The 26,722-nt window shown below is 64.5% G+C and carries 23 protein-coding genes; 11 read left to right on the top strand and 12 right to left on the bottom strand.

Annotated elements, in window-relative coordinates; translation table 11 throughout:
* Positions 1-14 precede the first annotated feature (14 nt).
* The 4 genes from gcvP to ABIA70_RS05765 form a co-directional block, all read right to left on the bottom strand.
* On the bottom strand, positions 15-2,891 hold the full coding sequence (gcvP, locus tag ABIA70_RS05780) for an aminomethyl-transferring glycine dehydrogenase (protein WP_502917174.1): 2,877 nt from the start codon (positions 2,889-2,891) through the stop codon (positions 15-17).
* Positions 2,892-3,100: 209 nt separating this feature from the next.
* Positions 3,101-3,580, bottom strand: coding sequence for a Dps family protein (locus ABIA70_RS05775; RefSeq protein ID WP_354146644.1), 480 nt, complete (start codon positions 3,578-3,580; stop codon positions 3,101-3,103).
* Positions 3,581-3,799: 219 nt separating this feature from the next.
* The gene (locus ABIA70_RS05770; RefSeq protein WP_354146643.1) at positions 3,800-4,348 is read right to left on the bottom strand and encodes an AMIN-like domain-containing (lipo)protein; all 549 of its coding nucleotides are present in this window, start codon (positions 4,346-4,348) and stop codon (positions 3,800-3,802) included.
* Between the two features lie 225 nt (positions 4,349-4,573).
* Positions 4,574-4,876, bottom strand: a complete 303-nt coding sequence (locus ABIA70_RS05765; protein WP_108597886.1) for a DUF4193 domain-containing protein — start codon at positions 4,874-4,876, stop codon at positions 4,574-4,576.
* A 175-nt stretch (positions 4,877-5,051) separates the two neighbouring features.
* Here ABIA70_RS05765 and ABIA70_RS05760 point away from each other — a divergent pair, with 175 nt between their 5' ends.
* From ABIA70_RS05760 to ABIA70_RS05750, 3 genes are all read left to right on the top strand, one after another.
* The gene (locus tag ABIA70_RS05760) at positions 5,052-5,399 is read left to right on the top strand and encodes a hypothetical protein (RefSeq protein ID WP_354146642.1); all 348 of its coding nucleotides are present in this window, start codon (positions 5,052-5,054) and stop codon (positions 5,397-5,399) included.
* A gap of 51 nt (positions 5,400-5,450) precedes the next feature.
* Positions 5,451-6,392, top strand: a complete 942-nt coding sequence (locus ABIA70_RS05755) for an alcohol dehydrogenase catalytic domain-containing protein (RefSeq protein ID WP_354146641.1) — start codon at positions 5,451-5,453, stop codon at positions 6,390-6,392.
* Between the two features lie 155 nt (positions 6,393-6,547).
* Positions 6,548-7,978, top strand: a complete 1,431-nt coding sequence (locus ABIA70_RS05750) for an alkaline phosphatase PhoX (RefSeq protein WP_354146640.1) — start codon at positions 6,548-6,550, stop codon at positions 7,976-7,978.
* A gap of 653 nt (positions 7,979-8,631) precedes the next feature.
* Here ABIA70_RS05750 and ABIA70_RS05745 read toward each other — a convergent pair.
* The 3 genes from ABIA70_RS05745 to ABIA70_RS05735 all read right to left on the bottom strand — a co-directional run bounded on the left by ABIA70_RS05745 (position 8,632) and on the right by ABIA70_RS05735 (position 11,796).
* A complete protein-coding gene (locus ABIA70_RS05745; protein ID WP_354146639.1) occupies positions 8,632-10,131 on the bottom strand; it encodes an FAD-dependent monooxygenase in 1,500 nt (499 codons plus the stop codon).
* 133 nt (positions 10,132-10,264) lie between these two features.
* Positions 10,265-11,050: a glycoside hydrolase family 16 protein gene (locus ABIA70_RS05740; protein WP_354146638.1), complete on the bottom strand. Its 786-nt coding sequence runs from the start codon at positions 11,048-11,050 to the stop codon at positions 10,265-10,267.
* Between the two features lie 47 nt (positions 11,051-11,097).
* Positions 11,098-11,796 carry a maleylpyruvate isomerase family mycothiol-dependent enzyme gene (locus tag ABIA70_RS05735; protein ID WP_354146637.1) on the bottom strand — a complete coding sequence of 233 codons (699 nt, stop codon included), beginning with the start codon at positions 11,794-11,796 and terminating at the stop codon, positions 11,098-11,100.
* Between the two features lie 280 nt (positions 11,797-12,076).
* Between ABIA70_RS05735 and ABIA70_RS05730 the strand changes: the two genes are divergently transcribed.
* The 4 genes from ABIA70_RS05730 (at position 12,077) to catC (ending at position 15,940) form a co-directional block, all read left to right on the top strand.
* Complete coding sequence (locus ABIA70_RS05730) at positions 12,077-13,462, top strand: MFS transporter (RefSeq protein ID WP_354146636.1); 1,386 nt, start codon at positions 12,077-12,079, stop codon at positions 13,460-13,462.
* Between the two features lie 128 nt (positions 13,463-13,590).
* Positions 13,591-14,535 carry a LysR substrate-binding domain-containing protein gene (locus tag ABIA70_RS05725; RefSeq protein ID WP_354146635.1) on the top strand — a complete coding sequence of 315 codons (945 nt, stop codon included), beginning with the start codon at positions 13,591-13,593 and terminating at the stop codon, positions 14,533-14,535.
* Positions 14,532-15,635 carry a mandelate racemase/muconate lactonizing enzyme family protein gene (locus tag ABIA70_RS05720; protein ID WP_354146634.1) on the top strand — a complete coding sequence of 368 codons (1,104 nt, stop codon included), beginning with the start codon at positions 14,532-14,534 and terminating at the stop codon, positions 15,633-15,635. Before ABIA70_RS05725 ends, ABIA70_RS05720 begins: the two co-directional genes overlap by 4 nt.
* Before the next feature lie 26 nt (positions 15,636-15,661).
* Positions 15,662-15,940: a muconolactone Delta-isomerase gene (catC, locus tag ABIA70_RS05715; protein ID WP_354146633.1), complete on the top strand. Its 279-nt coding sequence runs from the start codon at positions 15,662-15,664 to the stop codon at positions 15,938-15,940.
* A 41-nt stretch (positions 15,941-15,981) separates the two neighbouring features.
* Here catC and ABIA70_RS05710 read toward each other — a convergent pair whose 3' ends face one another.
* The 5 genes from ABIA70_RS05710 to benA form a co-directional block, all read right to left on the bottom strand.
* Complete coding sequence (locus ABIA70_RS05710) at positions 15,982-18,813, bottom strand: AAA family ATPase (RefSeq protein ID WP_354146632.1); 2,832 nt, start codon at positions 18,811-18,813, stop codon at positions 15,982-15,984.
* A gap of 60 nt (positions 18,814-18,873) precedes the next feature.
* Entirely contained in the window at positions 18,874-19,701 is an 828-nt protein-coding gene (locus tag ABIA70_RS05705) for a 1,6-dihydroxycyclohexa-2,4-diene-1-carboxylate dehydrogenase (RefSeq protein WP_354146631.1), read from the bottom strand.
* A complete protein-coding gene (gene benC / locus ABIA70_RS05700) occupies positions 19,701-21,272 on the bottom strand; it encodes a benzoate 1,2-dioxygenase electron transfer component BenC (RefSeq protein WP_354146630.1) in 1,572 nt (523 codons plus the stop codon). The genes ABIA70_RS05705 and benC overlap by 1 nt, the downstream gene beginning before the upstream one ends.
* Positions 21,273-21,393: 121 nt before the next feature.
* Positions 21,394-21,930: a benzoate 1,2-dioxygenase small subunit gene (gene benB / locus ABIA70_RS05695; RefSeq protein ID WP_354146629.1), complete on the bottom strand. Its 537-nt coding sequence runs from the start codon at positions 21,928-21,930 to the stop codon at positions 21,394-21,396.
* Between the two features lie 36 nt (positions 21,931-21,966).
* Positions 21,967-23,349, bottom strand: a complete 1,383-nt coding sequence (gene benA / locus ABIA70_RS05690; protein WP_354146628.1) for a benzoate 1,2-dioxygenase large subunit — start codon at positions 23,347-23,349, stop codon at positions 21,967-21,969.
* A gap of 247 nt (positions 23,350-23,596) precedes the next feature.
* On the opposite strand from benA, the gene catA reads away from it, so the two are divergent.
* The 4 genes from catA (at position 23,597) to ABIA70_RS05670 (ending at position 26,722) form a co-directional block, all read left to right on the top strand.
* Positions 23,597-24,493, top strand: a complete 897-nt coding sequence (gene catA, locus ABIA70_RS05685) for a catechol 1,2-dioxygenase (protein ID WP_354146627.1) — start codon at positions 23,597-23,599, stop codon at positions 24,491-24,493.
* Between the two features lie 110 nt (positions 24,494-24,603).
* A complete protein-coding gene (locus ABIA70_RS05680; RefSeq protein WP_354146626.1) occupies positions 24,604-25,920 on the top strand; it encodes a benzoate/H(+) symporter BenE family transporter in 1,317 nt (438 codons plus the stop codon).
* A gap of 79 nt (positions 25,921-25,999) precedes the next feature.
* Entirely contained in the window at positions 26,000-26,284 is a 285-nt protein-coding gene (locus tag ABIA70_RS05675) for a hypothetical protein (protein ID WP_354146625.1), read from the top strand.
* 60 nt (positions 26,285-26,344) lie between these two features.
* Complete coding sequence (locus tag ABIA70_RS05670) at positions 26,345-26,722, top strand: YidH family protein (RefSeq protein WP_354146624.1); 378 nt, start codon at positions 26,345-26,347, stop codon at positions 26,720-26,722.

Raw genomic sequence — 26,722 nt, 5'->3', positions numbered from 1 at the left:
CGTTGGGGCTGGACCTAGTTCTCGAATTCGGACAGCGGCGGGCAGGAGCAGATGAGGTTGCGGTCTCCGGCTGCGCCGTCGATCCGGCCGACGGGCGGGAAGTATTTGTCCTGCTTGAGGTGGTGGAGCGGGAAGACGGCCTGTTCGCGGGAGTATCCGCGGTCCCAGTGGGTGTTGACGACGGCGGCCGCGGTGTGGGGTGCGTGGCGCAGCGGGGAGTCGGTGACGGTGAAGTCGCCGGCCGCGACCTGGTCGATTTCCTTGCGGATGCTGATCATCGCCTCGATGAACCGGTCGATCTCCGCCAGGTCCTCGGACTCGGTCGGCTCCACCATCAGGGTCCCCGCAACCGGGAACGCCAGGGTCGGTGCGTGGAAACCGTAATCAATCAGCCGCTTGGCCACATCCTCCGCCGTCACCCCGGTCTTCGCGGTCAGGTCGCGGAGGTCCAGGATGCACTCGTGCGCCACCAGGCCGCCCTCACCGGTGTACAGGACGGGGAAGTACTCGTTCAACCGGGCCGCGACATAGTTCGCCGCGAGCAGCGCAGCCTTCGTCGCCTCGGTCAGGCCCTCGGCGCCCATCAGCTTCACATACGCCCACGAGATCGGCAGGACCCCGGCCGAGCCGTAGTTCGACGCGCTGATCGCGACGCCATGGCCGTCCTGGTGCGCTGCCTTGTTCGCATCCGAAGGCATGAACGGTGCCAGGTGCGCTTTCGCCGCGACCGGGCCAACACCCGGTCCGCCGCCGCCGTGCGGGATGCAGAAGGTCTTGTGCAGGTTCAGGTGCGAAACGTCCCCGCCGAACTTGCCCGGCTGCGCCAACCCGACCAGGGCGTTCAGGTTCGCCCCGTCCACATAAACCTGCCCGCCCGCGGCGTGGACCGCGTCGCAGATCTCGGTCACATCCGCGTCATACACCCCATGGGTGGAGGGGTAGGTGATCATGATCGCGGACAGGGCATCCTTGTTCGCCTCGATCTTCGCGTACAGATCAGTGTGGTCAATCGTGCCATCAGGCGCCGTGGCCACCACGACGACCTTCATGCCCGCCAGGACAGCGGACGCGGCGTTGGTCCCGTGCGCGGACGCCGGGATCAGGCACACGTTCCGCTGCGTGTCACCGTTGGAGTGGTGGTAACCCCGGATCGCCAACAGGCCCGCAAGCTCACCCTGGGACCCGGCGTTCGGCTGCAAAGAGACCTGGTCGTAGCCGGTGATCTCGGCCAGATCGTCCTCCAGGCCGGTGATCAGTTCGCGCCAGCCCACCGTCTGGGACTCCGGGGCGAACGGGTGGATCGAGGCGAACTCCGGCCAGGAAATCGCCTCCATCTCAGCGGTCGCGTTCAGCTTCATCGTGCACGAACCCAACGGGATCATCGTCCGGTCCAAAGCCAGGTCACGGTCCGACAGGCGGCGGATGTAACGCAGCAGCTGCGTCTCGGACCGGTGCGTGTTGAACACCGGATGCTGCAGGTACTCCGAGGTGCGGAGCACCGCGGCATCAAGCTTGAATCCGGTGCCGCTGCCGGCGGCCGCGTCGACCAGCGATGCACCAAAAGCCGCCACGACGTCGGCAACGATCCCGGGTGTCGTCGTCTCGTCAGCGGAAACTCCCACCGTGTCCTCATCGATATGGCGGAGGTTGATCCCCTTGCCAGCGGCGTCCGAAACAATGCCGGCCGCTTTGCCTGGCACGGACACGGACACGGTGTCGAAGAAACCTGTATGCAGAACGTCCATGCCCGCCTCTTTGAGGGAGGCAGCGATGGTGGTGGCGTGGCCGTGGACGCGCTCGGCGATCGCCTTCAGGCCGTCCGGGCCGTGGTAGACCGCGTAGAAGGACGAGACGATGGCCAGCAGTGCCTGCGCGGTGCAGATGTTCGAGGTCGCCTTTTCACGGCGGATGTGCTGCTCACGGGTCTGCAGCGCCAGCCGGTAGGCGGGGACACCGGCGTCGTCCTTGGAGACACCCACTAGGCGGCCGGGCATGGACCGCTCCAGGCCCTTCGCCACGGCCATGTACGCCGCGTGCGGGCCGCCGAAGAACAACGGCACACCGAAACGCTGCGTGGAGCCCACGGCGATGTCCGCGCCCTGCTCACCCGGAGGCGTAATCAGGGTAAGGGCCAGCAGGTCAGCAGCGACGGTGACGAGTGCGCCGCGTTCCTTCGCTTCCTTGATGACCTCGGCGTGGTCGAAGACGCGGCCGGACACGCCCGGCTGCTGCAGGACAATGCCGTTGATGACACCCTCGGGCAGACCCTTGGACAGGTCGGCGACCTCCACTTCAAACCCGAGCGCCTCGGCCCGGCCCTTGACGATCGCGATGGTCTGCGGCATCACATCGGCATCCAGGACGGTCTTGCCGTCGTGGGCCTCTTTGTTCTTGTTCGCCCGCCGCATCATCAGCACGGCCTCGGCCACGGCAGTGGCTTCATCCAGCAGCGACGCATTGGCGATCGGCAGGCCCACCAGGTCCTGGACCATGGTCTGGAAGTTCAGGAGCGCCTCAAGCCGGCCCTGGCTGATCTCGGGCTGGTACGGGGTGTAGGCGGTGTACCAGGCCGGGGCCTCGAGGACGTTCCGGCGGATCACGGCGGGGGTCACGGTGTCGTAGTAGCCCTGGCCGATCATCTGCACAGCCGTCTTGTTCTTCCCCGCAAGCTTCCGCAGCTCCGCAAGGACCTCAACCTCACTGAGCGCGTCCTTCAGCGCAAGCGGCTTGGCCTGCCGGATGGAGTCGGGAACGGCGGTATCCACCAGCGCGTCCAGGGAGTCGCACCCGACGGCTTTGAGCATGGTGTCGACGTCGGCCTGGCGGCGGGCACCGATATGCCGGTCAACGAAAGCGGCAGAGGCTGAATTTACACTCACAAGGAACTCCATTTTCGGCCCGAGGGATTCCTGGGGAGGACATGCACAGCCGAGCGCGGCCGCACAAGGACTAATTCTCCTCCGCCGCAAACGGACGGGCAAATGGCGATGCCCTAGCCGGCCAACGCGTGAGCGGGCCGTCCTCGGCAGTCCGTGCCGCCGTCGTACTCTCCGCATTCATGCTCCGGAGGGTTCCGACGGCGGCCCGGGACCGCAGGGGGTTACTTCGAGTCTGGTGCGGTGACGCTGGCGGAGGCCTTCATGGTCTCGGCATTCACCATCCAGGCATACTGCTCCAGCTTGGCGATGATCTGGTGCAGCAGGTCAGCAGTGGTGGGATCCTCTTCATCCACCTCGTCGTGGACCTTGCGCATGGTCCCTACAGCGGCTTCAAGGGCCGCGACGATCCGCTCGATGGCGTCCTTGGTGTTGATGAGGCCTTCGGGGAACTGGGCCAGGCTGGTGGACTTGGCCACGGTGGAGCTGCGGCCATCCGGGAGAGCGTGAAGCGCACGCATCCGCTCGGCTGTATCGTCCGCGAACTGCCGGGCCGCGTCCACGATCTCGTCCAGCTGCAGGTGGAGGTCGCGGAAGTTGGTGCCCACGATGTTCCAGTGGGCCTGTTTGCCCTGGATGTGCAGCTCAATCAGATCAGCAAGAACGGCCTGAAGATTGTTGGTCAGGGTAGGTGTTGCTTTCATGAATCCTCCTCGATTGGTCCAGTACTGCCGACGCTATCAGGCACGCGGCGGCCGCGGCCGGGAGCCGACAGTATTTCTCAGTGAGCTTACTAATTTAGGCTTCCCTGCCTGCCGTCGGCAGCGCGAACAGCGGTGCCCTGCCGGGAAAGTCTCCCGACAGGGCACCGCTGTATTGGTTCCTGTTCCTAACTCAACGACTGTTGGTCACCGCGTGGGCTGTCACCAGAAGTGCGCAACGTCCACCACCAGGCGCGATCCGGATCCGGGTCCGTCCAGGGTGAAAACCCGGAAAGGAAGCCGGGCACGTACGCCCAGTCCGAGGCTCGTGTAACCTTCGAAGCTGTTTGCCCAGGCCACCTGCCGGAAGGTCTGGTACCCCGAAACGTTGGTCACTTCGGCCTTATCCTTGGGATCGTACGTTGCGCTTCCGCTGCGGTCATAGGCCGGGGCGTTCACCGTCACCTGAAGGAACGCGCTGCCCCGCAACGGGACACTGAACCCTGAACCGTCCTGCACCACCGTTGGCACGTACCGGACGGTGTAGCCTTCCACCGGGCCGTTGAGGTCAACCACCATCCGGTCGAAGCAGTAGTGCTGCCCCGTCCTGACGTTGGTGACGGATGCGGTGCTCATGTCCCCGTCCATTTTGGCCAGGGACCCCCATACGAGCCCGCAATAGGATGTGGTTGCCGAGGCGGGCCCCGGAGCCAGGAAACCCAATCCGACAGCCATCAGAATGACTGCCAGCCACGTATGAAACTTCTTCATTGTGGGCCACCCTTCGAGTGATTTGGTAGCTCCAGCGTAGGAGTTTCACCCGCCCTTATTAAGGGTTGTTGCCGCTTCGGCACGGAACCGTTAAGGATGGTATTTTCCGGTCACGCAGGCGTAATGCCGCGGCCTTCTTCGCGGCTGCTGAAATGCATTTAACACCGAATCGGCACCGCGCCGTTATGCATAATAACGACGCCGGATGCCGCCGTTCGGGAGGCGCTAGCCTTCACACTCGATGCAGTACTTCATGCCGTTCTTTTCGCGCGCAACCTGGGACCGGTGCCGGACCAGGAAGCATGAGGAGCAGGTGAACTCATCGGACTGCTCGGGAACAACAACGACCGTCAGTTCCTCGCCCGAGAGATCCGCGCCGGGCAGGTCGATTCCCTCGGCAGTGTCGTTCTCCTCGACGTCGATGACGGCGGTCTGGGCATTGCTGCCGCGTGATGCCTGCAGAGCCTCCAGCGACTCGGCGGAAGACTCGTCGTCAGTCTTGCGTGGAGCGTCGTAATCGGTTGCCATAGCGTGGGTCACTTTCGTTGCTGCGCGGCACCATTTCAGGCACCTCAGTGAAGCAGTTTAGGGCATAACGCGGCCGCTTAAGCAATAGTGTGGCCAACCAGACAGATTGCGTCACTGCCTTCCGGGTTTAGGCTGGAAATGCCAGCAAACCACGTGTGGCCCCAAGGGAGGCAGCATGGCCGTCAAACTCAACCCCAAAGCCCTGACGAATGCGCGAAAGCTCATAAAGAGCGGAAAAGTGGAACGCGATGTCCGCGATGACTGGAGCGAGCACGCGCCGTCCACAGACGCCGAAAATGCGTTCATTGATAAGCATGGCTTCGCGGACTACGCGCTGTGGCATCTGGGCCGGGACGACGACGAGTCCGACGGCACAAAAGGCAGTGTCAGTTTTCCGTTCGGGGACTTTCGGAAAATCCACCGCTGCGCTGTCATTTCGCTGGAGAGCCGGGCCGCGCAATACGGGCACGACGACATCCGCGACGCCGCGAAGAAACTGCTGGAACTGATCGATTCAGACTGAGGCGCGTCGCGGAGCTTTCCCAATCCAAACAAGGAGAATCCTCATGAAGGCATGGCAGTTCACCGGAACAACAAGCCCCTGGAGTTGAACGAGGTCCCCGAGCCGCATGCAGGGACGGGACAGGTCGTCGTCGAAGTCAAAGCCGCAGGGGTCTGCCACTCTGACGTGACCGCCCTGGACGATGCCGGGTGGATGCCCCTTTTCCCCCATCTCCCGCGCACCATGGGGCATGAGAACGCCGGCGTGATCACCGAAGTCGGCGAAGGGATGGACCAGTGGAAAGTCGGTGACCGGGTGGGACTGGCGCCGGTCATGAGCGACGGCGACGCCATCGGCTACGGCAAATGGGACGGGGGCTTCGGCCCGAGGCTGCTGGCCACTGCCGACAACCTGGTCAAGCTTCCGGACGAGGTACCGTTCGATCTCGGCGCGATGGCAACCGATGCAGGCCTGACTGCGTACCACGCCATCATGGCCGTCGGTGGCGCCAGGGAAGGCATGAAAGTCGGCGTGATCGGACTTGGCGGGCTGGGCTACATCGGCGCGCGGGTGGCAGTGTTGGCCGGCGCCGAGGTATACGGCGCGGAGATCAACCCCGAGACGCAGAAACTGTCCAACGAGATCGGCCTGGCGGGCGTTGCAGGCTCAATCGATGCTTTCAAGGACAAGCACCTAGATCTCATCGTCGATTACGCGGGATTCGGAACCACCACCGCCGCTGCCATCGAGACACTGGCTGAGTTCGGCACCCTCGTCCAGGTGGGTATGGGCCGCCTCGAATCGAACATCAACACGTACCCGCTCATCATCAACCAGCTCACCATCAAGGGCTCGAAGTCCGGCACCAGGGAAGACCTCGCCGGGATCTACGAGCTCATGAAGTCCGGCAAACTGAACCCGCCGATGAACCTCATCACGCAGGCCGACATTCCGGACGCGATTGACAAGCTCCGCGCCGGGGGCGTTGTGGGGCGCTACATCGCCATCTACTGAACCGGAACAACGAAGGGCTCCGATCCGCGGGTTATTGAACCGCAGATCGGAGCCTTCACTTTGTCCCGCCATGTCCCCGTTGCCGGATGTTCATCCCCGGAGAGCAAGCTCAACGTGTCCCCGAAGACCACATATACGTTTTGAGGAGCATCTCCATGTCCACTCCCCTCTCCCGCCGCAATTTCCTCGGTGCCGGCGCCAGCGCCGCCGCGCTGGGTTTCGCCTTCGCAGGAGCAGGCAGCCTCGCTCCCTTCGCGCGTCCCGCCAACGCCGCTACTCGCAACGCCTTCGGTTACGGGACGCTGGTTGCGGACCCCAACGGCATCCTCGCACTGCCTGAAGGCTTCTCCTACAAGCTGCTGGCCCGCTCCGGACAGTCAGTGACAGCCGAGGGCGTCCACCCCTCCGATCCGGACGGGATCGGCGTTTTTGACGGTACCAACGGCGGTTCGGTGCTGATCGTCAACCACGAAAACAGCGGGTCCGAGCCTTTCCCTGTGCCAGTCGTCGAAGGCCTCACCTACGATCCCGGCGCGAAGGGTGGCACGTCCACCATTTTGGTGGATGCCGATGGCAACCGGGTGGGGCAGTACACCTCCGTTGCCGGCACCAACAACAACTGCGCCGGCGGCGTCTCACCGTGGGGCACCTGGCTCACGTGTGAGGAAACCGAGGCGCGCGCAGGCTCGGGCACCAACACCAAGGACCACGGCTACGTCTTCGAGGTTGATCCCACCAGCCGCGAGGCCAACGTCAACTTCTCCGCCATTCCGCTGAAGTTCCTGGGCCGCTACTCCCACGAGGCCGTCGCCGTCGACCCCGCCACCAGCCAGATCTACCTGACGGAGGACGCCGGAAACCCGAACGGCCTCTACCTGCGCTGGACCCCGCCTGCAGGTTTCACCCCCGGCAAGGGCAAGCTCCTGGCCCTCGCCCAGTCCACCGGCGGCGACGTCGCCGGCAGGCTGCAGGCCATGAAGGCTTTCCTGGGCTCCACCCACGTCAAGGACCTCTCCGAGGCCACGACGGTGGGCACGCGCTACACGGTCGAATGGGTTGACGTGCCGGACCGTGATGCCCGCACCACCTCAGTACGCAAGCAGTTCACCAACGATGAGATCACACGTTCGCGCAAGCTGGAGGGCCAGTGGTGGGGCGACGGCGGGGCGTACTTCGTCGCGAGCTTCGCTCGCACCTCCGACGGTTCGGTCAACGAACACGACGGCCAGGTCTGGCTGTACGACCCCGCAACTGAGACCATCACCCTGACCACGATCTTCGGTGTCAACACGGACCCGGACCAGGACGGCGCCTTCGACGGCCCCGACAACATCACGGTTGCACCGCAGGGCGGCCTGATCCTGGCCGAGGACGGCAACGGCGTCTCCCACCTGGTGGGCGTCACCAGCCAGGGAATGTCGTACCCGCTGGCCCGCAACGAGTACAACGACTCCGAGTTCTGCGGCCCGGCCTTCAGCAGGGACGGGAAGTGGCTCTTCGCCAACATCCAGTCCCCCGGATTCACCCTGGCCATCACCGGCCCGTGGACGCGTCCCTCGAACGCTTCCACTGCCGCTGCCAGCTGATATCCAGTAGGCCTGCTGCAGCCCTCCTTGGTTTGATTGCCGAGAAGTGGCTGCAGCAGTGTACTGGGCGGGGGACCAGCCGGAAAGGGCTGGGCAGCCGTTGAGAGTTGTGCCAGTATCACGCTATGCCGTACCCCCTGCGGCCTGAGGACCTGCGGGCCTGCCTCACGCACCCCCGCCGGACGGTGGCCACAGCCGTTGGACCTGTGGAGTATGCCGGCCGGGCAGGCTGTCGGCAAGGGATCCTGTCATCCGGTTCCAGCTGTGGCTTCTCCGTCATGCCACCACCCAGCTGCTGGGAATCGTGTTTTGGCGCTTCGGCCAGGCGTCCCCGAAGGACGCCGCAAACCTGGCTGTTCCGGGCGCTCGTTCCGCTGAACCTCAGGGCCATCGCCTGCCCCACCCTCATCATGCACGCCGCCCGGGACGCGACTGTGCCGCCAGAGAACGCCCGGCACGCCCGCGCCCGGATCCAGGGCTCGGAGCTGTACTGGATGGAGGGCTCCCATCTCGCGTTCTTCCTCGAGGAAGGGAACCCGCCCCCGCTTACGCACTCGAGTGGCTTAGGAGGAACCGCGCCCGCTAAGGCACCGCAAAAGGCGCAGCTAAGGGCGCCGCTAAGGGCGCCGCTAAGGGCGCCGCTATGGGCGACGCTAAAAAGGAGCAGGCTGGCCGAACCAGGAGCCCAGTGCGTCGGCAAGCCCGTGTTTGGCCCGGTCTCCCACCCATGCCACATAGCCGTCCGGTCGAACCAGTACAGCCCCGGGTGCCGTGACTTCTCCGAGCACCGGTAGTTCCCACGGTCCTTCGTGGCGGGCATCAATCAGCCGGACACGCTCTGGAAGTTGGGTGTGATCGAAGCTGCCGGGCCCGCCGAAGTTGAGCAAAAGGGGCCGTGCGTCGTGCAGCAGCGTGAAGACCCGCAGTTGATTGCCTTTGGTGATGAGGTCCAGATCGGGCATGCGGCGTCCCAGAAGCGGGTGGCCCTCGCCGACGTCGTAATGGATGTCCAGACCCGACTGCATCGCGGCGAACCGCCGTCGCGGCTCGTCCATGCTGAGGAGCTCGGAAATGACTTCGCCCACGGCCTGGATGCGGTCGTCAGAGCGGCGGAGCGCTGTCTGGGCCATCGTGTTACGCAGCACGCGTGCGGCGACCGGGTGGCGTTCGGAATGGTAGGTGTCGAGAAGGCCCTCAGGGGATATCCCGTTGACCACCTGCGCCAGCTTCCATCCCAGGTTCACCGCATCCTGGACGCCAATGTTAAGGCCCTGTCCCCCGTCCGGCGCGTGCACGTGGGCGGCGTCACCGGCCAGGAGAACCCGCCTGTTTCGGTATGCTGCGGCCTGCCTGGTCGTATCGGTGAACCTGGAGATCCAGAGGGGGCTGTGAACCCCAAAATCTGTCCCGCACACTGCGATCAGCGCTTCGCTGAGGTCCTTCAGGGTGGGTTCGGCCGCGGCCCCTACCCGCTCTTCGGTCACCATGACCCCCACAGGCCCCTCATCCTTGTACACCACCTCGCCGTCGCGGATCTCGTACTCCAATCTTCCGAAGGAATGGATGCCAAAGGCATCGCGATGGATGCCCCAGTCCGGCTCCTGGGCCATCTCGACCTCGGCTATCAGGCTGCTGGTGGTCGGGTCCCACCCCGGAAACTCGATGCCGGCCGCTTTGCGGATGAGGCTGCGGCCGCCGTCGCAGCCGGCCACATAGTCCGCACGCAGCGTCCCGCCGTCGGACAGCTCGACGTCGACGCCGGCGTCGTCCTGTGCAATGCCCGCAACTTCACGTCCGCGGTAGACCGTCACCGGCAGTTCGGCGACCCAGCCACCGAGGATGCGCTCGATGTGTTTCTGCCACAGGCCGAGCCCGTAGGGATGCCTGGTGGGAAAATCGCTGATGTCCAACCGGTTGTGCGCGAACCCGGCGACCTGGGCCACCTGCCCCTCTGCGAGGAACCGTTCGGCGATTCCGCGCTGGTCAAAGACCTCGATGGTACGTGAGTGCAGCCCACCGGCGCGGGCACCTGGAAGGTCCTGACTGGCGCGCCGCTCGACAACTGCGACGTCGACGCCGGCCAGCGCCAGCTCCCCCGCCAATGTCAGCCCGGTCGGGCCTCCCCCGGCAATCACCACCTGGTGCCCGGTCATCGCCGCGCTCGAGTCCGCGTCCGTACGTCCCGCTCCATTTCGCCACTCCTGTTCCCTGGGTTCCGGCTTTTTGGCGATTATGGCGCACGAAGCGGGTCTTGCCGCAAGCCCCGGTGCCGGCGATACATTGGAACTAGGGGGAGTTGTTGGATGTGTGGATGGTAGCCGGTGCGGGGTGCGCACCCGCGGCCGCGTACACACGCACCCAATCCACCCGCATTTCCCCAGGACCGTCAGCAGTGGCATCCGGGAACCAGTCAAGCTGGAGCGTCTGATGCATCGGGCCCGGAGGCTGGTGCGCCGGATTGGTATCCTCGAACCACTTCACGCCATCCACATACCCGGCGATCCCGGCAGGCGACCAGTCCACCGCATAGTTGTGGAACCGGGACACGTCCAGGGCCTTGCTGGCTGACGTTTGTGAGTTGCTGCACGAATAGTGCTGGAAGGACTCGATTAAGTTCCAGTTACCGGTCGTTTCCGCGTAATCGATCTCGCCGTCACACGGCCAATTCCCGCTGTCCGGCCACAGGATCGACACCAGGTGATACTCGTTGTCGCCCGAACCCGCAGCCCGGACCTCCCACCGGCCGTACTTCTGCCGCGCGAACTTCGCGCTCACTCCGGCAGTAGTGCCGTTGGGGCTTCCGGTCATGACCATCCTGGAGCCGTCCACAGTAACCTGCTGCGGACTCCGAACGCCGTTCCCGTTATGGCCGGAGCTGTCATGAACGGACCATTTGGCAGCGTCCGGCGCCCCCACATAATTGAACTCGTCACCAGCTGTCGGTGTGCCCCAGCCAAGCCTTGTCGCGGCCGAATCCGTTGCGGGAGCGGTTGAGGTGGGATCCAAGTCCGGAGGCGCGCACGCCGGCAATGCCAGGCCGGCCAGGACAATGATCACCCGGAATATCTTCATTGGACGTTCCACGCGTACGGCTTGACGTTCACACGGTCATAGTAAGTTCACCAGGACGGCAGCACCGGCAGCGGACCGTCGACATCAACATGCTCGGCGTCCCCGCGTGCCAGCCACTGAAGCAGGCCTTCGCGGTCGGAAACAACGCGCAGTCCGCCGTCGCCGATGACCCACTCGTCACGTTCTTCGGTCACCAACGTCATGCCCGGGGCACCCTTGGCGCGCAGTGACCGCACAACGGATTCAAGGGCATTCAGGAGCGAATCCGGATCGGCCTCCTCAATGGTCCAGGCAGTGTCGAGGTCATGGTGATGCACCACCACCTCGGCGATCCGGAGGGCCACAATGGACGTGGACGGCACCGTTTTGCCACCCACCTGCACTTCCGTTGCCACGAGTTCCCCGCTCAGCCGCTGGGCCTGCTCCGCAAAGTTCCGGGCGGACGTCCGCAGCTCGCCAATGAGCTCCTCCCGGGGCAGTACAGCTAAGGCGGCGATCTCTTTCGAGCGGGCCTCGCTTGAGGCATAAAGGGGACGTTCCTCGCCGGAGGTCGCCCAGTCGATGAGTTTTACCAGGGCACGGCTGTTGGAGGCGAGGTGCGCGATGACGTCGGCCCGCGACCACCCCTTACATAGCGAGGGAACGGTCATCTCGTCATCGGCGAGGGACTCGACGGTGGCCAGCAACATGTCCGTCTCCCTGCCGAGGCGGGACAGATCCGAGTGGAGGCGTGCGGGGTTGATCATTGTGCCAGCCTACCCACGAGCCGCTACCCGGACCACCGTTCGGCCGCTGCTGTTCCATACCCAGATCGTCTGGACTGAGACGGGATCGCCGACGGGGCCGCGCACCACATAAACGGTCGTTTGAGAGCCGCAGCATATAAGTACCCCCCGGGCGGAAAGCCGGACATTCCCCTCATATGGCTTGCGTCACACGTCTGTCAGGCTGGAGGCACTCGGAGGACGGCCCTCGGATCCTCCCGGCGCCGCATGCCTCCACTTTGCTCAGAAAGGACTGGAGACCATGTCACAACCGCACGCCGTCATAGCCGAAAATCCACAAAAGGAGGCGCGTACGGCAAATTGGGTCGCCTTCGTCATCTGCACGGCCCTCCTGTTTGACGGGTACGACCTCGTCATTTACGGCACCGTCCTTCCGGGACTGCTTGCGGACCCGGGCCAGATCGGCGCATTTGACGCAGTCGCCGCCGGCCTTCTTGGCTCCTGGGCCCTCATTGGAGTCCTTGTAGGCTCACTGATCTGCGGCATAATCGGTGACTTCTTCGGCCGACGCCGGCTGATGCTCCTGGGCATTGCCTGGTTCTCCATCGGTATGTTCGTTACGGCATTTGCCACCACCGTCCCGGCATTCGGTGCCTTGCGGTTTATCACCGGACTCGGCCTCGGAGTCGTCATCGCCACTGCCGGCGCCACCATGGCTGAATTCGCCCCCGCGGGAAGACGGCAGTTCTACAACGCGATCGTGTACTCCGGGGTCCCGGCAGGCGGGGTCCTGGCATCGATCCTGGGCATCCTGTTCCTCAACAGCATCGGCTGGCGCGGGTTGTTCATCCTGGGCTCGCTCCCATTGGTCATTCTGCTGCCCATCGCCTGGTTCAAGCTCCCGGAGTCGCCCCGGTGGCTGCTCTCCCGTGGCCGTGAGCAGGAGGCCCTGGCCGCCGCACAACGTACCGGCGTCCCCCTCATCGAAGAACGGGTGATCCTGGAGGTCGGTGCCGCGCCACAGAAGACCGGCTTCGCCGCCGTCTTTTCCCGGCAGTTCGCCGTCGCATCCGTCCTGCTGGCCCTGATGTCCTTCTCCGGCCTGCTGCTCACATATGGACTCAACACCTGGCTGCCCAAAATCATGGAGGGCTACGGCTATGGGCGGACATACTCCCTCTTCTTCCCGCTGGCCCTGAACCTTGGCGCGGTGGCGGGCGGCCTGCTCGCGTCCCGCCTGGCGGACAAGAGCGGACCCCAGCGGGTCATCGCCGCCACCTTCGCGCTGGCGACCATTTCCCTGGCACTGATGACCTTCAGTTTCCCGCTGCCGCTGCTTTTTGCCTTCATTGCCCTCGCAGGCGTGGGAACACTTGGCACGCAGGTACTGGTTTACGGCTTCCAGTCCAACTACTTCACCACCAATGCCCGTGCGGCCGGCGTTGCCTGGTGCGCCAGCGTGGGCCGGCTCGGCGGGGTCCTGGGCCCGATTATTGGAGGCTGGCTGGCAGCTGCCGGCATCGGCGGTTCCACGGCTTTTTACATTTATGGGGCGGTGGCACTCTTCGGCGCTGTGGTCACGGTGCTGGTACCCCGCCAGCGGAAGCTTGAGGAGGCCGAGCACAAAGTCGAGGAGATCGCCGAAGGGCGGGCAAAGGACAGCAGCCCTTCTGAGGTACTTCGCTAATGGGCCCCAGCCGCCCTGGCATGATTACATCTATTGCATAACCTAGTAGGGCTTATTATGGTTATTATTTGAATCAATAAGCCTGGGGCGGCATCGCCGGGGCCGGCTAGCTGAAGGACGGCAACACTGTGGACATCCGGCAACTGAACTACTTCATCGCCGTTGCCGAGGAGCGGCACTTCGGCCGTGCGGCCAAACGCCTTCATATGGCCCAGCCACCTCTCTCCCAGCAGATCCGCCAACTGGAAGACCTGATTGGAGTCCAGCTGTTCAACCGCACCACCCGCAGGGTGGACCTCACGGCGGCGGGGCAGCTCCTTCTTGACCGGGGACGTCAGATAGTCAATGACGTAGCAACACTTCAGGCGGACGTGTATCAGGTTGGAAAGGGCGCAACCGGCGTCCTGCGGGTGGGCTTCTCGGGCTCGGCAACCTATGGCGTCATGCCGCAGGTTGCCCGCCTTGCCAAACAGCTGCTGCCAGGCCTGTCCCTTGCCCTGCACGGCGAAATGCTCACGCCGTCCATGGAAGCGGGCCTGCGGAACGGTACCCTGGACGCCGCGTTGCTGCGGCCCCCGGTCACAGCACAAGATATCGACTACCGGACTGTGGCCCGCGAGCCACTCGTCGTGGCGCTTCCCTCGTTCAGTGCGCTGGCCGTGGATCAGCCCGTGGCGATGCACGAACTGCAGGACCAGGACTTCATTGCCTACCCGCCCGAATCCGTGCTCTACCGCACCACCGCCGATCTCTGCCGCCAGGCGGGTTTTCAGCCGCGCATCACGCAGGTGGTCGGGGAGACCTCGACGATGCTGGCGTTTGTGGCGGCAGGAGGCGGGGTGGCGGTCATGCCCTCCAGTGTGCAGGCCTTCCAGCTGGAAGGTGTGGCCTACCGGGCAATTGAAAACGTTCCGGATGTGGAGCTCGCGGTCGCCTGGATGCGAGGCCACCACTCGGCGCTGCTCAAAAACTTTCTGGACGTCGTCGTCACCGCCACCGCGGGACCGACGGCGCCTGCCCCCACGTCCGGCACCCCGCCGTTTCCTACTGATGAAAGGCTTCCCCGCCCATGAAGATCGCAGCCATTGAGGCGATTCCCTACTCGATCCCCTATCTTCATCCTCTGCATTTCGCTTCCGGTTCCGTGCACGAGGCAGACCACGTCCTGATCCGGCTTCGCACCGATGATGGTGTGGTGGGAACCGCCGATACCCCGCCGCGCCCTTACACCTACGGTGAGACGCAGAAGTCGATCGTGGCGGTGGTGGAGGACATTTTCGCGCCGCAGCTGATCGGCGTCGACATTTTTGACCGGGAGAAAGTCCAGTCAATCCTGCACCGGACCGTTCACAACCAAACCGCCAAGGGCGCCGTGGACATCGCCCTGTGGGATGTCATCGGCAAGACTCTGGGGCAGCCGGTGACCAAGCTGCTGGGCGGGTACACCGACTCGCTGCGGGTCTCCCACATGCTCGGCTTCAAGCCTGCCCAGGAGTTGCTCGCCTTGGCGCTGGAGTTCCGCGGGACCTACGGCATCAACACGTTCAAGCTCAAGACCGGCCGCCGTCCCCTGAGCCTCGATATTGAGGCCGCCCGGGTTCTCCGGGAAGGTCTTGGCGAGGACGCTGAGCTGTACATGGACGCAAACCGCGGGTGGTCCGCCAATGAGGCCGCCGAAGTGCTTCGCCGCACGGCGGAGTTGGGCCTGCAGTTCCTGGAGGAGCCCGACGACGCCCGCGAAGTCCTCGGCCGACGTCGCCTGGTGACGAACTCCCCCATCCCCATCGCCGCGGACGAGTCTGCAGCAAACCTTGGCGAGGCCGCCCGGGAAATCCTGACCGGCGGTGCGAACCTCCTTGCGGTGAAGACGGCCCGGTCCGGTTTCACCGAGGCGGCGAAAATCGTCGGCATGGCCGAGGGGATGGGCATCGACGTCTATATCGGCAATCAGATCGACACCCAGGTGGGCACGGTAGCCTCGGTGGTCTTCGGCGCTGCCTTCGCCCATTCGGCCAAACGTGCAGCGGAGCTGTCCAACTACCTGGACATGGCCGACGACCTCCTGGCCGAGCCCTTGGCCATCACCGGCGGGCGGATCCGTGTTCCCGAGGGTCCGGGCGTGGGCACCTCTGTTGATGAAGAAAAGCTCTCGCGCTACCGCACCGACCGCTAGCAACCTCTTTACCGAAAGGACATTTCATGAAGTACCTGGTCCATATGGACGTAAACCTGCCCAAAGACCTTCCCGACGCTGAAGCCGCGGAGATCAAAGCCACGGAAAAGGCCTACTCCCAGGAGCTGCAGCGCTCGGGCAAGTGGCCGGAGATCTGGCGGGTGGTGGGGGAATACGCCAACTATTCGATCTTCGACGTCGATTCGAACGACGAACTCCACGAGATCCTGCAGAACCTGCCGCTGTTCCCTTATATGGACATCTCCGTGGTCCCGCTCGCGAAGCACCCTTCCGACATCAAGTAGCCAGCGGCGCTAGAGCCCTCTGGATCGGGCCGTGTTCCGGGTCAGTCCTTGGCCCGGAACACGGCCGCGAGCTCGCTGCGGGAGCGGATTCCCATTTTCCGGTAGAGCCGGGTCAGGTGGTACTGCACGGTCTTCTCTGCCAGGAACAGGGTCCGGGCCGCTTCCTTGTTGGTGGCGCCCCCCGCTACCAGTTCGGCCACGGCGCGTTCCTGTGCCGTGAGCTGGAGGTGGTGGTCTCCGACGGCGGTCAGCACGGGGTCGGCAGGGTCAGGCAGGTTCCCGACGTCGAGCCCTGTTGCCTTGAGCTCCCGGTCGCACCGTTCCACGTACGTGGCCGCGCCAAGGGAATCGTAGAGGTCCCTGGCGGCCCGCAGGACCGAGGAGGCCAGGCGCCGTTTGCCTGCCCGGCGCATGCTTTGGCCGAACGCAAAACTCACCCGGGCCCGCAGATATGGGCGGTTGAGCCCCCTCAGGTGGCCCAGGGATGCCTCGAAATGCTCCCTGGCAGTGTCGGGGTCCCCCTGTGCAGCCACCAGCCTGCCCCTTGCCCAGGCCATCCGCGCCATATCCGAGGGGACTTCCCGCTCGCGCGGCACGCGCTCGAACGCCGTGAGGAACGAGTCGGCTGCGTCGAGCTGGTCAGTCATGACCAGGGCGTTGACGTAAGTGTCCTGCCAGGGCCAGAAGGACACGCGTTTCTCCGTCCACGGGTCCAGCTCAGTCAGCGGCTGCAGGACAGCCAAAGCGCCCTCATAATCCGCCCTCGCCTCGTGGAAGCGGGCACGGGCGAGGACTGCCGGCACCTGCATGGCACGATACGTTCCTGGCTGCACTGCCGCCTGCGAAACGTAGTACCGCGCCCTGTCCCAGTCTCCCCGCATGGACCAGAGCTCCGCCGCTGTCCAGTAGAGCAGCGGCCGGATCAACGGCATACGAGACGTCTCGAGGCGGACGGAGGCACGCGCCACCGTGGCGGCCGCCGCATCCCAGTTGCCGAGCACCAGGTGGGTGCGGGCCAGCCAGGCCTCGGCCCACAGCGAAATCCGCATCGATCCGCCCCGGTACTCGGTGGGAGCCGCGGACTCGAAGTTCGCGAGCGCTGTCTCAACGTTGTCAAGGCGCAGTGCCAGCCAGCCCGCGCCCATCTGCACCCGCTGTTTCTGGGCGTTCTCGGCAGCATGTTCGAAGGCCCGGTGGTAGGAGGCTTCCGCCTCGGAAATCCGGCCCTGTGCATACAGGCCCAGCCCGTAGATGGCCTCTGATTCAATGTGGGCGGGCGTTCCCGGCGGGGTAAGCTCCATGGCCCGTTCTGCCCAGGTGGTAATGACCGGGCCGTCCCACGAGGCCACCCCGTGCAGGACAAAGCGCTGCGCCACCTGCGCGGCGGCCGATGGATCGCGCTGCGGGTTGGAGGTGCGCCAGGCCATCTCCAACTGCGTCTGCGCGCTGTCGTTCTGTCCCGACGCGGTGGAGAGGTAACCCAACACCGAGGAGCGAAGCGGCGACGGCGGCAAGGCGTCCACTGCCGCAGTCCACATCTGGGCCTGGGCGATGTTGCCCGAACCCACCAGGGCATCCACCGCCCTCAGGAGCCTGTCGTTCCGGGAACGGATGTCCTGGGAAAGCCTGGACGCGGAGAACAAGGCTGTTGAGGCGTCCTGCCACGCCCCAATGAGGGCTTGGCGTCGGGCAAATTCCTCCAGCTCCCCGGCCAGGGCCTCGTCCGCTCCGGGGGTTGCGGAGACCCGGTGGCCCCACCGTTCGCCCTCAGGCTGCACGGCTTCAGCGGCCAGCCGATGAAGGGCAATGCGCCGACTGGGAGCGATCTGTTCGTAGATGGCGGCATCGGTGCCTGGTTCAAAGAACACGACGGCGGAACGTGCCTGGTCAACGCTCAACCCGAGCAGCCCGGCACGGTGCCCCTCGTCGAGTGCCTCCATAATGGGTTCCACTCCGCTGACCTGGGAAACCTCTGCCATGCTTCCGGCGCGCCCGAGCACTGACGCCGCTTCCGCGACAGCGACCAGCCCCGGGGACGCTGCTGCCAGGACACTTCGCACCCGGGCACGGACACGGGACGTCGGAGGCAGGGAAGGAAACCAGGTCTGCCAGGTGTCCGCCGGCAGCTCACGGAGCAGCTCCACGATCGGTTGGGCGACTCCCTTGGTGTGCTGGACCAGGCCGTGCGCCGCGGTCGCGCTGAGGTCGAGGCCGAGCATCCTCCGCGCGAGGTCCTGAACCTGCTGTGGGGTCAACGGATCAAGCGGGATACGTGCCACTTGGTGGCCCGTCAGGAAGTCCAGCACACCGCCGGGGACACGTGACGCGTCATCGGGGTTGAGGGTAAGCACGAACAGAATCCGTTTTCCGTACAGCCGGCGCATGACGAAGGTAAGGATGCGCAGGCTCTCCACGTCGAGTTTGTGGACGTCATCGACGGCGACCACGACGCTGCCGTGGGCCTGCAGTGCTTCGAGGTGGGTGCTGAGGGTGGAAGCGTAATTGACCACCCGGGCGGCGGTGAGCTCCGGAACGGGGCCCGCGGGCAGCCCAGGGCCGCCGTCGTCATCCTTTGCCGAGCGCAGCGGCGACGTGAGCATGAGCTGGGAGTACCCGGCGAGCGGGAACTGTGCCTCCCATTCGTCGCCCATGGCGGACAGCACCCTGACACCACGGGCCACCGCGCGGCAGTGCTCAAGGAAGAGCTCCAGCACGGCGGTCTTCCCGGAACCTGACGGACCCGTGATCACCACTGACCCTACTTTGCCCTTACGGACCGCGCGGAGGATCTCCAGCAGCTCCTCAAAGACCCCTGCCCGGCCGACGAGAGGAAGGCCCTCCGCACCGTCGCCTTGCATGGACCCCGCCGTCATGGCCGCAACTTTACCGGAGCCAGCCGGCCGGACCTGACGGCGGGCATCGTTCACAGCGCCTTAGCCCAGGTCCCCGCCGGCGACCGGGAGGATGGAGCCTGTCAGGTATGACGCCTCATCCGAGCCGAGGAAGACGATGGGGGCGGCCTGTTCATCCAAAGTCCCGTAGCGCTTGAAAAACGACGAGTCCACAGTCTGGTCGACGATCGTCTGGTACCAGGCCTTCTCCGTGGCGGATTCGGCCTCCGGCCCGCGCTTGACCTTGCGGGCCGGGGCCTCGGTGCCGCCGGGGGCTGTTGCCACCACGCGGATGCCGCGTCCGCCTACCTCCATCGCCAGTGACTGGGTCAGGGCGTTGACTCCACCCTTCGCCGCCGCATATGGCACGCGGTTCATCCCGCGGGTGGCCACAGAGGAGACGTTGACGATCGTGCCCGAGCCCTGCTGCAGCATGGCCGGGAGAACGGCCCGGCAGCTCCATAGGGTGGGAAAGAGCGAGCGGCGGATTTCTTTCTCGATCTTTTCCTCGTCGTACTCTTCGTAGGGGCGGGCCCAGATGGTGCCGCCGACGTTATTGACGAGCACGTCCACGCGGCCGTGGGCGGTCAGTGCCGCGTCCACGGCCTGTTGTGCTCCTGCGAAGGTCTCCAGGTCCGCGGTCACGGAGATGGCGGAGCCTCCCGAACCGGAAGCCTGGGCGGCCGACTGGATCGCCTGGGCCACCTCATGGACCAATTCGGCCCGGTCAACGAGGACGACGTCCCCGCCCTCGGCCCCGATGCGCTCGGCCACCTTCTGGCCGATGCCTTGGGCGGAGCCTGTTACAACAACTACCTTGCCGGCGTACCGGCCGGGACTAACGAACTGTCCGGCGTATGGCTGCGCCATCAGCGGCCGGCCTTGGCATCGATGGCGCCGGCCATGGTTTCCTTTGCATCATGTGCGTGGACCATGATGACCTCCCGGACCCGCGCTTTGTCATGGCGCTCAAAAGCGTCAACGATATCGAGGTGGTCCTGCGTGACCCGCTCGAAGATAGGGGTTCCCGCTTCGAAGGCCGCGGCCATCTGGGCGTGGACGTCGAGCCGGCGGTAGGACTCGAGCAGCATGGGGTTGTCGCAGACCATGAAGAGGTATTCGTGGAACTCTTCATTGGTCCGTGCGAACTCATCCGGTTCCTGGACGGTGCCGGCCGCTACTGAGCGCGTGGTGGCTTCGGCAAGCCGGCGGAACTGCCGCAGTTGCTCATCGCTCAGTCGGCCCAGCATCAGCTCGCTCACGGCAAGCTCCAGGCCCATGCGCGCGTCGAGCTGGGCGAAGCTGTCCTCCTTCCGGAAATCGAGCCGGCCGGTTTCCAGAGACGAAACTGCCTCGCTGCGGCTCATCGTGTCGCCTTCTGAGGCAATCTTCTCTGCGGGAACCGGCGCACCCGTTTCCGCGTCACCGCCGGTGGTTTCCTTCGGGGCAAAGCGCTCGAAGTAGAAGTTGGCGGGCTTGATACCCTCGGAATCCAGCCACTTCGACACCGCGTTGACCATGGGAGGCGGACCGCACAAGTAGATGTCGACGTCGCCGTCGAACAGGTGCTTCGGCTCGATGATCTGGGTGACATAACCCGTGTGGGGAGCAGATGTGCCCGGCTCGGAGGCGATGTAGTCCCACGTGAATCCGGGCAGCTTGGCTTCATAGTCCCGCAGCCACTCGAGGCCGACGATGTCAGCCTCGCGCGTCAGGCCATAAATGAGGTGGACCGGTACCGACGGCGGGTTCTCGGAAAGCTTCTCGAGGATGGACAGGAGGGGGGCCAGGCCGGTGCCGCCTGCCAGGAGAAGCAGGGGCCGCTTGGGCTCACGCAGGAAGAACGAGCCGTAGGGACCCGTGAACTCGATAGTGTCGCCCACCGCTGCCCTGTCCCGCAGGTATTCGGACATCGCGCCCTGCGGCGTCACCCGCACCATGAACGACGCATCCTGCACCTCTGGGCCGCTGCTGAACGAATAGGAGCGCTCCGCGTCCGTTCCGGGGACTTTGATGTTGACATACTGGCCCGGGAGGAAGGCCAGGGCGTCCCGGTTTTCCGCCTCCAAGGTGAAGGAAACTGTGGTTTCCGAGTGCTTGTTCAGTTCCTTCATGGTTGAGGTGAAGGTGGTGGCTCCCGTTTTGGCCGATTCGGACGTGGCGGGGATTTGGATGGCGAGATCCGATTCGGGGACCGCCTGGCAGGTAAGCATGTAGCCCTTTTCGAGCTCGTCCTCGGTCATTGCGTCGTCGATGTAGTCGCCCGGATCGAAGGAGCCGGAATCGCAGAAGGCCTTGCAGGTGCCGCACGCCCCGTCCCGGCAGTCCGATGGAATGTTGATGCGTGCCTTGTACGCGGCGTCCATCACGGTCTCGTAATCGCCGACCTTGATGACCTTGGTGACGCCATCCTCGAAGCTGAGGGCTACTTTGTGGCCCATGGTTTCCTCCTGGCTGGGGGCGCGTCGACGCGACCCGGGGTAGTGCGGATGTGCCCTACGGGCACGGGTTTGGAAACGGCCAAGGCCGGTGCCGGGCAAATGCGGCACCGGCGCGGGGCCGTCAGATCATGTAGACGTCCACTACGTGGTGGATGTAGTCGTTCTTGAGGACAACCTTCTTTTTCATGATGACCGGCTCGGCGCCGGCGAGGTCGACCGTGTAATAGCTGGTGCCGAAGTACGTGTCCGTGGTGTTGTAACGGAAGTACAGGGTGAACCAGTTGAAGCGGACCTTCACCTGGTCGCCGTCGTGCTCCATGATTTCGACGTCGGTGATGTTGTGCCCGGTGCGGGGCTCCGGCAGGGAGGTGGCCGAGGACCGGTCCGTCTTGATCCGGAAGACGCGGTCCTCAATGCCGCCTCGGTTGTCATAGTAAATGAGCGAAATCTCGTTCTGCGGGTCCTCGGTCAGCCGGTCGTCCACGTCCCATGCAGGCATCCAGAACTCCGAGTCCGGGTGGTAGCACTGGAGCCACTCATCGAACTGGCGGTCATCCAGGAGGCGGGCCTCCTTGTAGAGGAAGGCGCGGACGGTTTCGAGGGTGGCGATCTCCTCGGCGCTCTTGAGCGCCGCAGCGGGCTTTGTCAGGTTGGTCATGGGTTCTGCGCTCTCTCTGGTTCCACGTGGTCCGGGTCAGGCGGTGACGGGAACGGTGTCCAGGGCGGAAAGCTCTTGTTCCGCGAGGGCCCGGTCCATCACTTCCTTCCAGTACCCGTGCTGGATCGGGTAGAGCCCCTCGTCCTCGGTGCGTACCCCGGAAGCGATGACCCTGGTCATCCCCAGTGCCTGGGCCTGCTCGTCAGGGCCCGCGATCTCGTGGGTGGATCCGCGGGTCATGTCGTTCCAGGGCGCCGAGGTGGCCCAGTAGGTTTTGTTGCAGGACCGGAACTCTTCGAGGTCATCGGGAGTGGCCATGCCGGTGGCGTTGAAGAAGTCCTCGTACTGGCGGATGCGCTTGGACCGGTTCTCCTGTGATTCGCCCTTGGGGGCGATGCAGTAGATGGTCACCTCGGTCTGGTCCGCGGAGATGGGACGGAAGTGGCGGATCTGCGAGGAGAACTGGTCCATGATGTAGACGTTCGGGTAAAGGCAGAGGTTCCGCGAAATGTTGATCATGAAGTTGGCCATCTCCTCGCCGTACTTGGCGACGAGCTCCTCACGGCGGTCCCAGAGCGGACGGTCCTCCGGGTTTGTCCATTCCTGCCACAGCAGCAGGTGACCGTGGTCGTAGGAATAGAAGCCGCCCTTGACCTTGCCCCACTTCCCGGCGTCCATGGCTTTGGTCTTGTTTGCGGAGTCCCCGGCGGTGCGGCGGGCCGTGGTGGCTGCGTAGTTCCAGTGCACTGCGGTGACATGGTAGCCATCGGCGCCGTTCTCGGCCTGTACTTTCCAGTTGCCGTCGTACGTGTAGGTGGATGACCCGCGCAGCACCTCCAGGCCCTCCGGGGACTGGTCCACGATTGAGTCGATCACCTTGGTGGCATCCCCCAGGTGCTCTTCGAGCGGGAGGACGTCAGCTTTCAGCGAGCCAAAGAGGAAGCCCCGGTAGGACTCGAAACGGGCAACCTTGGTGAGGTCGTGGGAGCCCGCTTTGTTGAAGGATTCCGGGTAGCCGGCATTGCGGGAGTCTTTGACCTTCAGCAGTTCACCGGAGTTCTTGAACGTCCAGCCGTGAAAGGGGCACGTGAATGTGGTGCGGTTGTCTGTCTTCCGGCGGCACAGCATCGCGCCGCGGTGGGAGCAGGCGTTGACGATGCAGTTGAGTTTTTCGTCCTTGTCACGGGTGATCATCACAGGGGTGCGGCCGATGTTGGTGGTGAAGTAGTCCCCCACATTGGGGATCTGGGATTCGTGGGCGAGGTAAACCCAGTTGCCCTCGAAGATGTGCTTCATCTCCAGTTCGAAGATCTCTTCATCAGTGAAAATCTCGCGCTTGGCCCGGATGACGCCGTTTTCACGGTCGTCGATCACGGCGTCGGCAAGGACCTCGCGGACGTGGGTCATGTTCTCGGTCATGGCTGCTCCTTCATTGGAGAGTGCTGGACGGATGGCTGGTGGTCCGGGCAAGCGCGCCGTACGCCCAGGACGTTTGTCAGCCAAGTCTTGCCTACCGTGACAGCTCTCACATCAGGCAAATACCTAGGTTCGACCAAGGGGGTCTTTATGTCCGCTTTTTGACAGAAAACCCTCTAAATCGATATTTGTAGCGTCCTTATTTGAGACCTACGATGAACAGACATCACCCCAATATTCAAAGAGGAGTATGGACATCACCATGACCGAGACCCAAGCAGACACCCGCAAAGAGGACGAGGGCACTGCAGTCGAAGCCGGCTCCAAAGCCACTGAACGCTTCACCGCCTCAGGCAAGCTCGCCCGCCTGGACGTGCCGAGGGAAAGGGTAAGCCTGCTGGCGGGAGCACTCATCAAAGCCGCCAACGACATCGTCGTCGAACACCAGGTCACCTACGAGGAATACAACGCACTTAAAGCGTGGCTCATCAAGGTAGGAACTGATGGGGAATGGCCGCTGTTCCTCGACGTGTGGCTGGAACACACTGTGGAGGACGTCAACTCCCAGGACCGCCCCGGCACAGTGGGCACCATCGAAGGACCTTACTACGTACCGGGCTCCCCCGTGCTGCAGACCCCGGGCACCGTCGAAATGCGTGAGGACGAGGAGGGCACCCCGCTGCACTTCAGCGGCCGCTTCACCGATACGGACGGCAACCCCATCCAGAACGCCCAGGTGGAGATCTGGCACGCCGACAGTGCCGGGTTCTACTCCCAGTACGCGCCGGGCCTCCCGGACTGGCTTTTCCGGGCCACGGTCAAGGCGGACGACGACGGCCGCTTCGTCATCAACACGATGCGCCCTGCGCCGTACCAGATCCCCACGGACGGGGCCTGCGGGCAGCTGATCAACGCGGCAGGCTGGCACGCCTGGCGCCCGGCCCACATCCACATCAAGGTCTCCGCGCCGGGATTCCAGCCCGTAACCCAGCAGCTGTATTTCCCGGGCGACCCGCACAACGCGGACGACATCGCCTCGGCCGTCAAGCCTGAACTGATGCTCGACCCCAAGCCCCGCACGGATGGCGGGGCCGGCGAAGAAGTGGTCTATGACTACGTCCTCGCCAAGGAAGGCCAGCACAAGTAGGAATTACAGGTAGGAATCGGTGCCGGCGCCCAGGCCCGGCACCGAAGGCGCTCTGGAGTACAAACTCCAGGGCGCCTATATTTTGTGGAACACCGTTGCCAGGAGCCCGAATGCTGCCATCACGCAAGGACCCACCCGCCGTCGTCCCCCATGCGGGAACTGCTGCGGCACATGTACCCCAGCCCCTGCTGGAACGCCCGGGTGTCCGCCCCGCAGGCGTGCGCCAGGTCTTCCGTGATCTGGGCCTTCCCTATGTTTCCAACGGGGTGATCGGGCTCATTTTCTCCGCGTCCGGCCCGATCGCCGTCACCCTGGCCGTGGGTGCGGCGGGAGGACTTACGGAAGCCCAACTCGCGTCGTGGGTTTTTGGCATCCTTTTTTCGGGCGGTGCAGCCACTCTGGTCATGTCTCTGCTCTATCGACAGCCTCTGGGGTTCGCCTGGTCCATTCCCGGGACGGTGCTTCTGGGTCCCTCGCTTCAGCACCTGTCCTTTGCGGAAGTGGTGGGTGCCTTCTTCACATCCGGACTTCTCATCCTCGCGCTCGGTGCCAGCGGAGTGGTGCGCCGGATCATGGCGGTGGTCCCGATGCCGATAGTCATGGCCATGGTGGCCGCCGTCTTCCTGAAATTCGGCACGGACATCGTCATCTCAACACAGGCGAACCCCGTGGTGGCCGCCCCCATGGTGGTCGCGTTCCTGGTCCTCACCGCAGTCCCCGCCCTTGGCCGGCGCGTCCCCCCGGTGCTCGGCACCCTTGTGGTCGGATGCATCGCCGTCGCGGCAAGCGGTCAATTCTCGCTCCAAGGGGGCGGTCAGGTTCTGGCCGCCCCGGTCTTCACCCTCCCCGAGTTCACCTGGGCCGCCCAGCTCGAACTCGTTGTGCCGCTGGCCATTACCGTGCTGTTCGTTCAGAACGGCCAGGGCATCGCAGTACTTCGCGCAGCCGGCCACAATCCCCCAGTCAACGTCTTCGCCATCGCATCGGGCGCGTTTTCCCTGCTCAACGCATGCTGCGGCGCTGTTTCGGCTTGCGTGACGGGCCCTACCAATGCCCTCATGACGTCCACAGGAACAAGGCAGCGCCAGTACACCGCCGCCGTGGTGTTCGGTGTCCTGGCCGTGGCATGCGCCCTCCTGGCTCCAGCCCTGACCCGGCTCATGCTCGCCACGCCGAAGGAATTCATCCTCGCACTGGGCGGCATTGCGATGCTGCGGGCGCTTCAGCAGGCCTTTGTCACAGCCTTCGCCTCAGCCTTCACCCTGGGGTCCCTGGTGACATTCGTCGTGACCATCTCCGGCATGAGTCTTTTCAACATCCACCCGGCGTTCTGGGGCCTCGTTTGCGGTTACGCGGTGTCACGCCTGCTGGAGCGTGCCGACCATGCAGGGTCCTGGCGCCACCGTGGCCAGCCGCCTGGTAAGTAAAGGCTGAGGTGGTTCTGTCTACTGAAACATTCTGTGGCTGGTTGAAAGCGGCAATACGCTCAACTTCACCATCGCGGTGGTGCTGGGCCAGGCATTGCAAGGGCTGATCTTCGGACCCTTCGGGGCCTTCACCGCCGAACTCTTCCCGACCGAAGTGCGCTATACAGGCGCTTCGCTTGCCTACCAGAGTGCCTCGACCTTCGGCGCAGGCTTCACTCCCGCGCTGGCAGCCGGGCTGGTGGTCCTTGGCGGCGGCAATCTGGGTCTCCTGGGCTGGGCGTGGGTCGTGACCTTCGTGGTTGCCGCCGTCGCCGTACTCCTGACCAGGGAAGGCCGGAGCCGCGACCTTGCGTCGATTTCCTAACCCGTATTGCATCTGGGCAAAGGCCCCTCGGGTCAAACGCGCAAGGAAGAAACCAGGACAATGAGCGCTCCTCCATCCCGCAGGAAGATAGCCGAGCGCCTGCTGCCCGGTAACGTCGAACCTGATCCTCGCTTCACACTGGCCAATGAACGGACGTTTCTGGCATGGATACGTACCTCTCTGGCGCTCCTGGCGGGGGGTATCGCCATCGAAGCCTTCACCTCAAATCTGTTTCTGGAACCAGTCCGTGAGGGCCTTGCCGTGGTTCTACTGCTGCTGGGGATGCTGCTGAGCGCCGGCTCCGCAGTGCGATGGGTCCGGGTGGAGCGGAGCATGCGTCAACAGGAGCCGCTGCCGCTGGCGCTCACTGCTCCCTGGCTCGCGGGGGCAGGGGCGCTGGCTGCCGCCGTTGTTGTGCTCTCCATCCTTTGGCGATGA

Origin of the sequence: Arthrobacter sp. 754 (genome assembly GCF_040548695.1) — a bacterium.
GTDB lineage: Bacteria > Actinomycetota > Actinomycetes > Actinomycetales > Micrococcaceae > Arthrobacter.
This window is presented reverse-complemented; position numbering and strand designations above follow the sequence as displayed.

What these genes read in the sequence shown, in the direction of transcription:
- ABIA70_RS05775 (WP_354146644.1), bottom strand. Translation starts at nt 3,580, where the DNA reads ATGAAAGCAACACCTACCCTGACCAACAATCTTCAGGCCGTTCTTGCT.
- gcvP (WP_502917174.1), bottom strand. Translation starts at nt 2,891, where the DNA reads ATGGAGTTCCTTGTGAGTGTAAATTCAGCCTCTGCCGCTTTCGTTGAC.
- ABIA70_RS05745 (WP_354146639.1), bottom strand. Translation starts at nt 10,131, where the DNA reads ATGACCGGGCACCAGGTGGTGATTGCCGGGGGAGGCCCGACCGGGCTG.
- benA (WP_354146628.1), bottom strand. Translation starts at nt 23,349, where the DNA reads ATGACCGAGAACATGACCCACGTCCGCGAGGTCCTTGCCGACGCCGTG.
- ABIA70_RS05760 (WP_354146642.1), top strand. Translation starts at nt 5,052, where the DNA reads ATGGCCGTCAAACTCAACCCCAAAGCCCTGACGAATGCGCGAAAGCTC.
- benC (WP_354146630.1), bottom strand. Translation starts at nt 21,272, where the DNA reads ATGGGCCACAAAGTAGCCCTCAGCTTCGAGGATGGCGTCACCAAGGTC.
- ABIA70_RS05765 (WP_108597886.1), bottom strand. Translation starts at nt 4,876, where the DNA reads ATGGCAACCGATTACGACGCTCCACGCAAGACTGACGACGAGTCTTCC.
- catA (WP_354146627.1), top strand. Translation starts at nt 23,597, where the DNA reads ATGGACATCACCATGACCGAGACCCAAGCAGACACCCGCAAAGAGGAC.
- ABIA70_RS05720 (WP_354146634.1), top strand. Translation starts at nt 14,532, where the DNA reads ATGAAGATCGCAGCCATTGAGGCGATTCCCTACTCGATCCCCTATCTT.
- ABIA70_RS05740 (WP_354146638.1), bottom strand. Translation starts at nt 11,050, where the DNA reads ATGAAGATATTCCGGGTGATCATTGTCCTGGCCGGCCTGGCATTGCCG.
- benB (WP_354146629.1), bottom strand. Translation starts at nt 21,930, where the DNA reads ATGACCAACCTGACAAAGCCCGCTGCGGCGCTCAAGAGCGCCGAGGAG.
- ABIA70_RS05730 (WP_354146636.1), top strand. Translation starts at nt 12,077, where the DNA reads ATGTCACAACCGCACGCCGTCATAGCCGAAAATCCACAAAAGGAGGCG.
- catC (WP_354146633.1), top strand. Translation starts at nt 15,662, where the DNA reads ATGAAGTACCTGGTCCATATGGACGTAAACCTGCCCAAAGACCTTCCC.
- ABIA70_RS05705 (WP_354146631.1), bottom strand. Translation starts at nt 19,701, where the DNA reads ATGGCGCAGCCATACGCCGGACAGTTCGTTAGTCCCGGCCGGTACGCC.
- ABIA70_RS05755 (WP_354146641.1), top strand. Translation starts at nt 5,451, where the DNA reads ATGGCAGTTCACCGGAACAACAAGCCCCTGGAGTTGAACGAGGTCCCC.
- ABIA70_RS05680 (WP_354146626.1), top strand. Translation starts at nt 24,604, where the DNA reads ATGCTGCCATCACGCAAGGACCCACCCGCCGTCGTCCCCCATGCGGGA.
- ABIA70_RS05770 (WP_354146643.1), bottom strand. Translation starts at nt 4,348, where the DNA reads ATGAAGAAGTTTCATACGTGGCTGGCAGTCATTCTGATGGCTGTCGGA.
- ABIA70_RS05735 (WP_354146637.1), bottom strand. Translation starts at nt 11,796, where the DNA reads ATGATCAACCCCGCACGCCTCCACTCGGATCTGTCCCGCCTCGGCAGG.
- ABIA70_RS05710 (WP_354146632.1), bottom strand. Translation starts at nt 18,813, where the DNA reads ATGACGGCGGGGTCCATGCAAGGCGACGGTGCGGAGGGCCTTCCTCTC.
- ABIA70_RS05750 (WP_354146640.1), top strand. Translation starts at nt 6,548, where the DNA reads ATGTCCACTCCCCTCTCCCGCCGCAATTTCCTCGGTGCCGGCGCCAGC.
- ABIA70_RS05670 (WP_354146624.1), top strand. Translation starts at nt 26,345, where the DNA reads ATGAGCGCTCCTCCATCCCGCAGGAAGATAGCCGAGCGCCTGCTGCCC.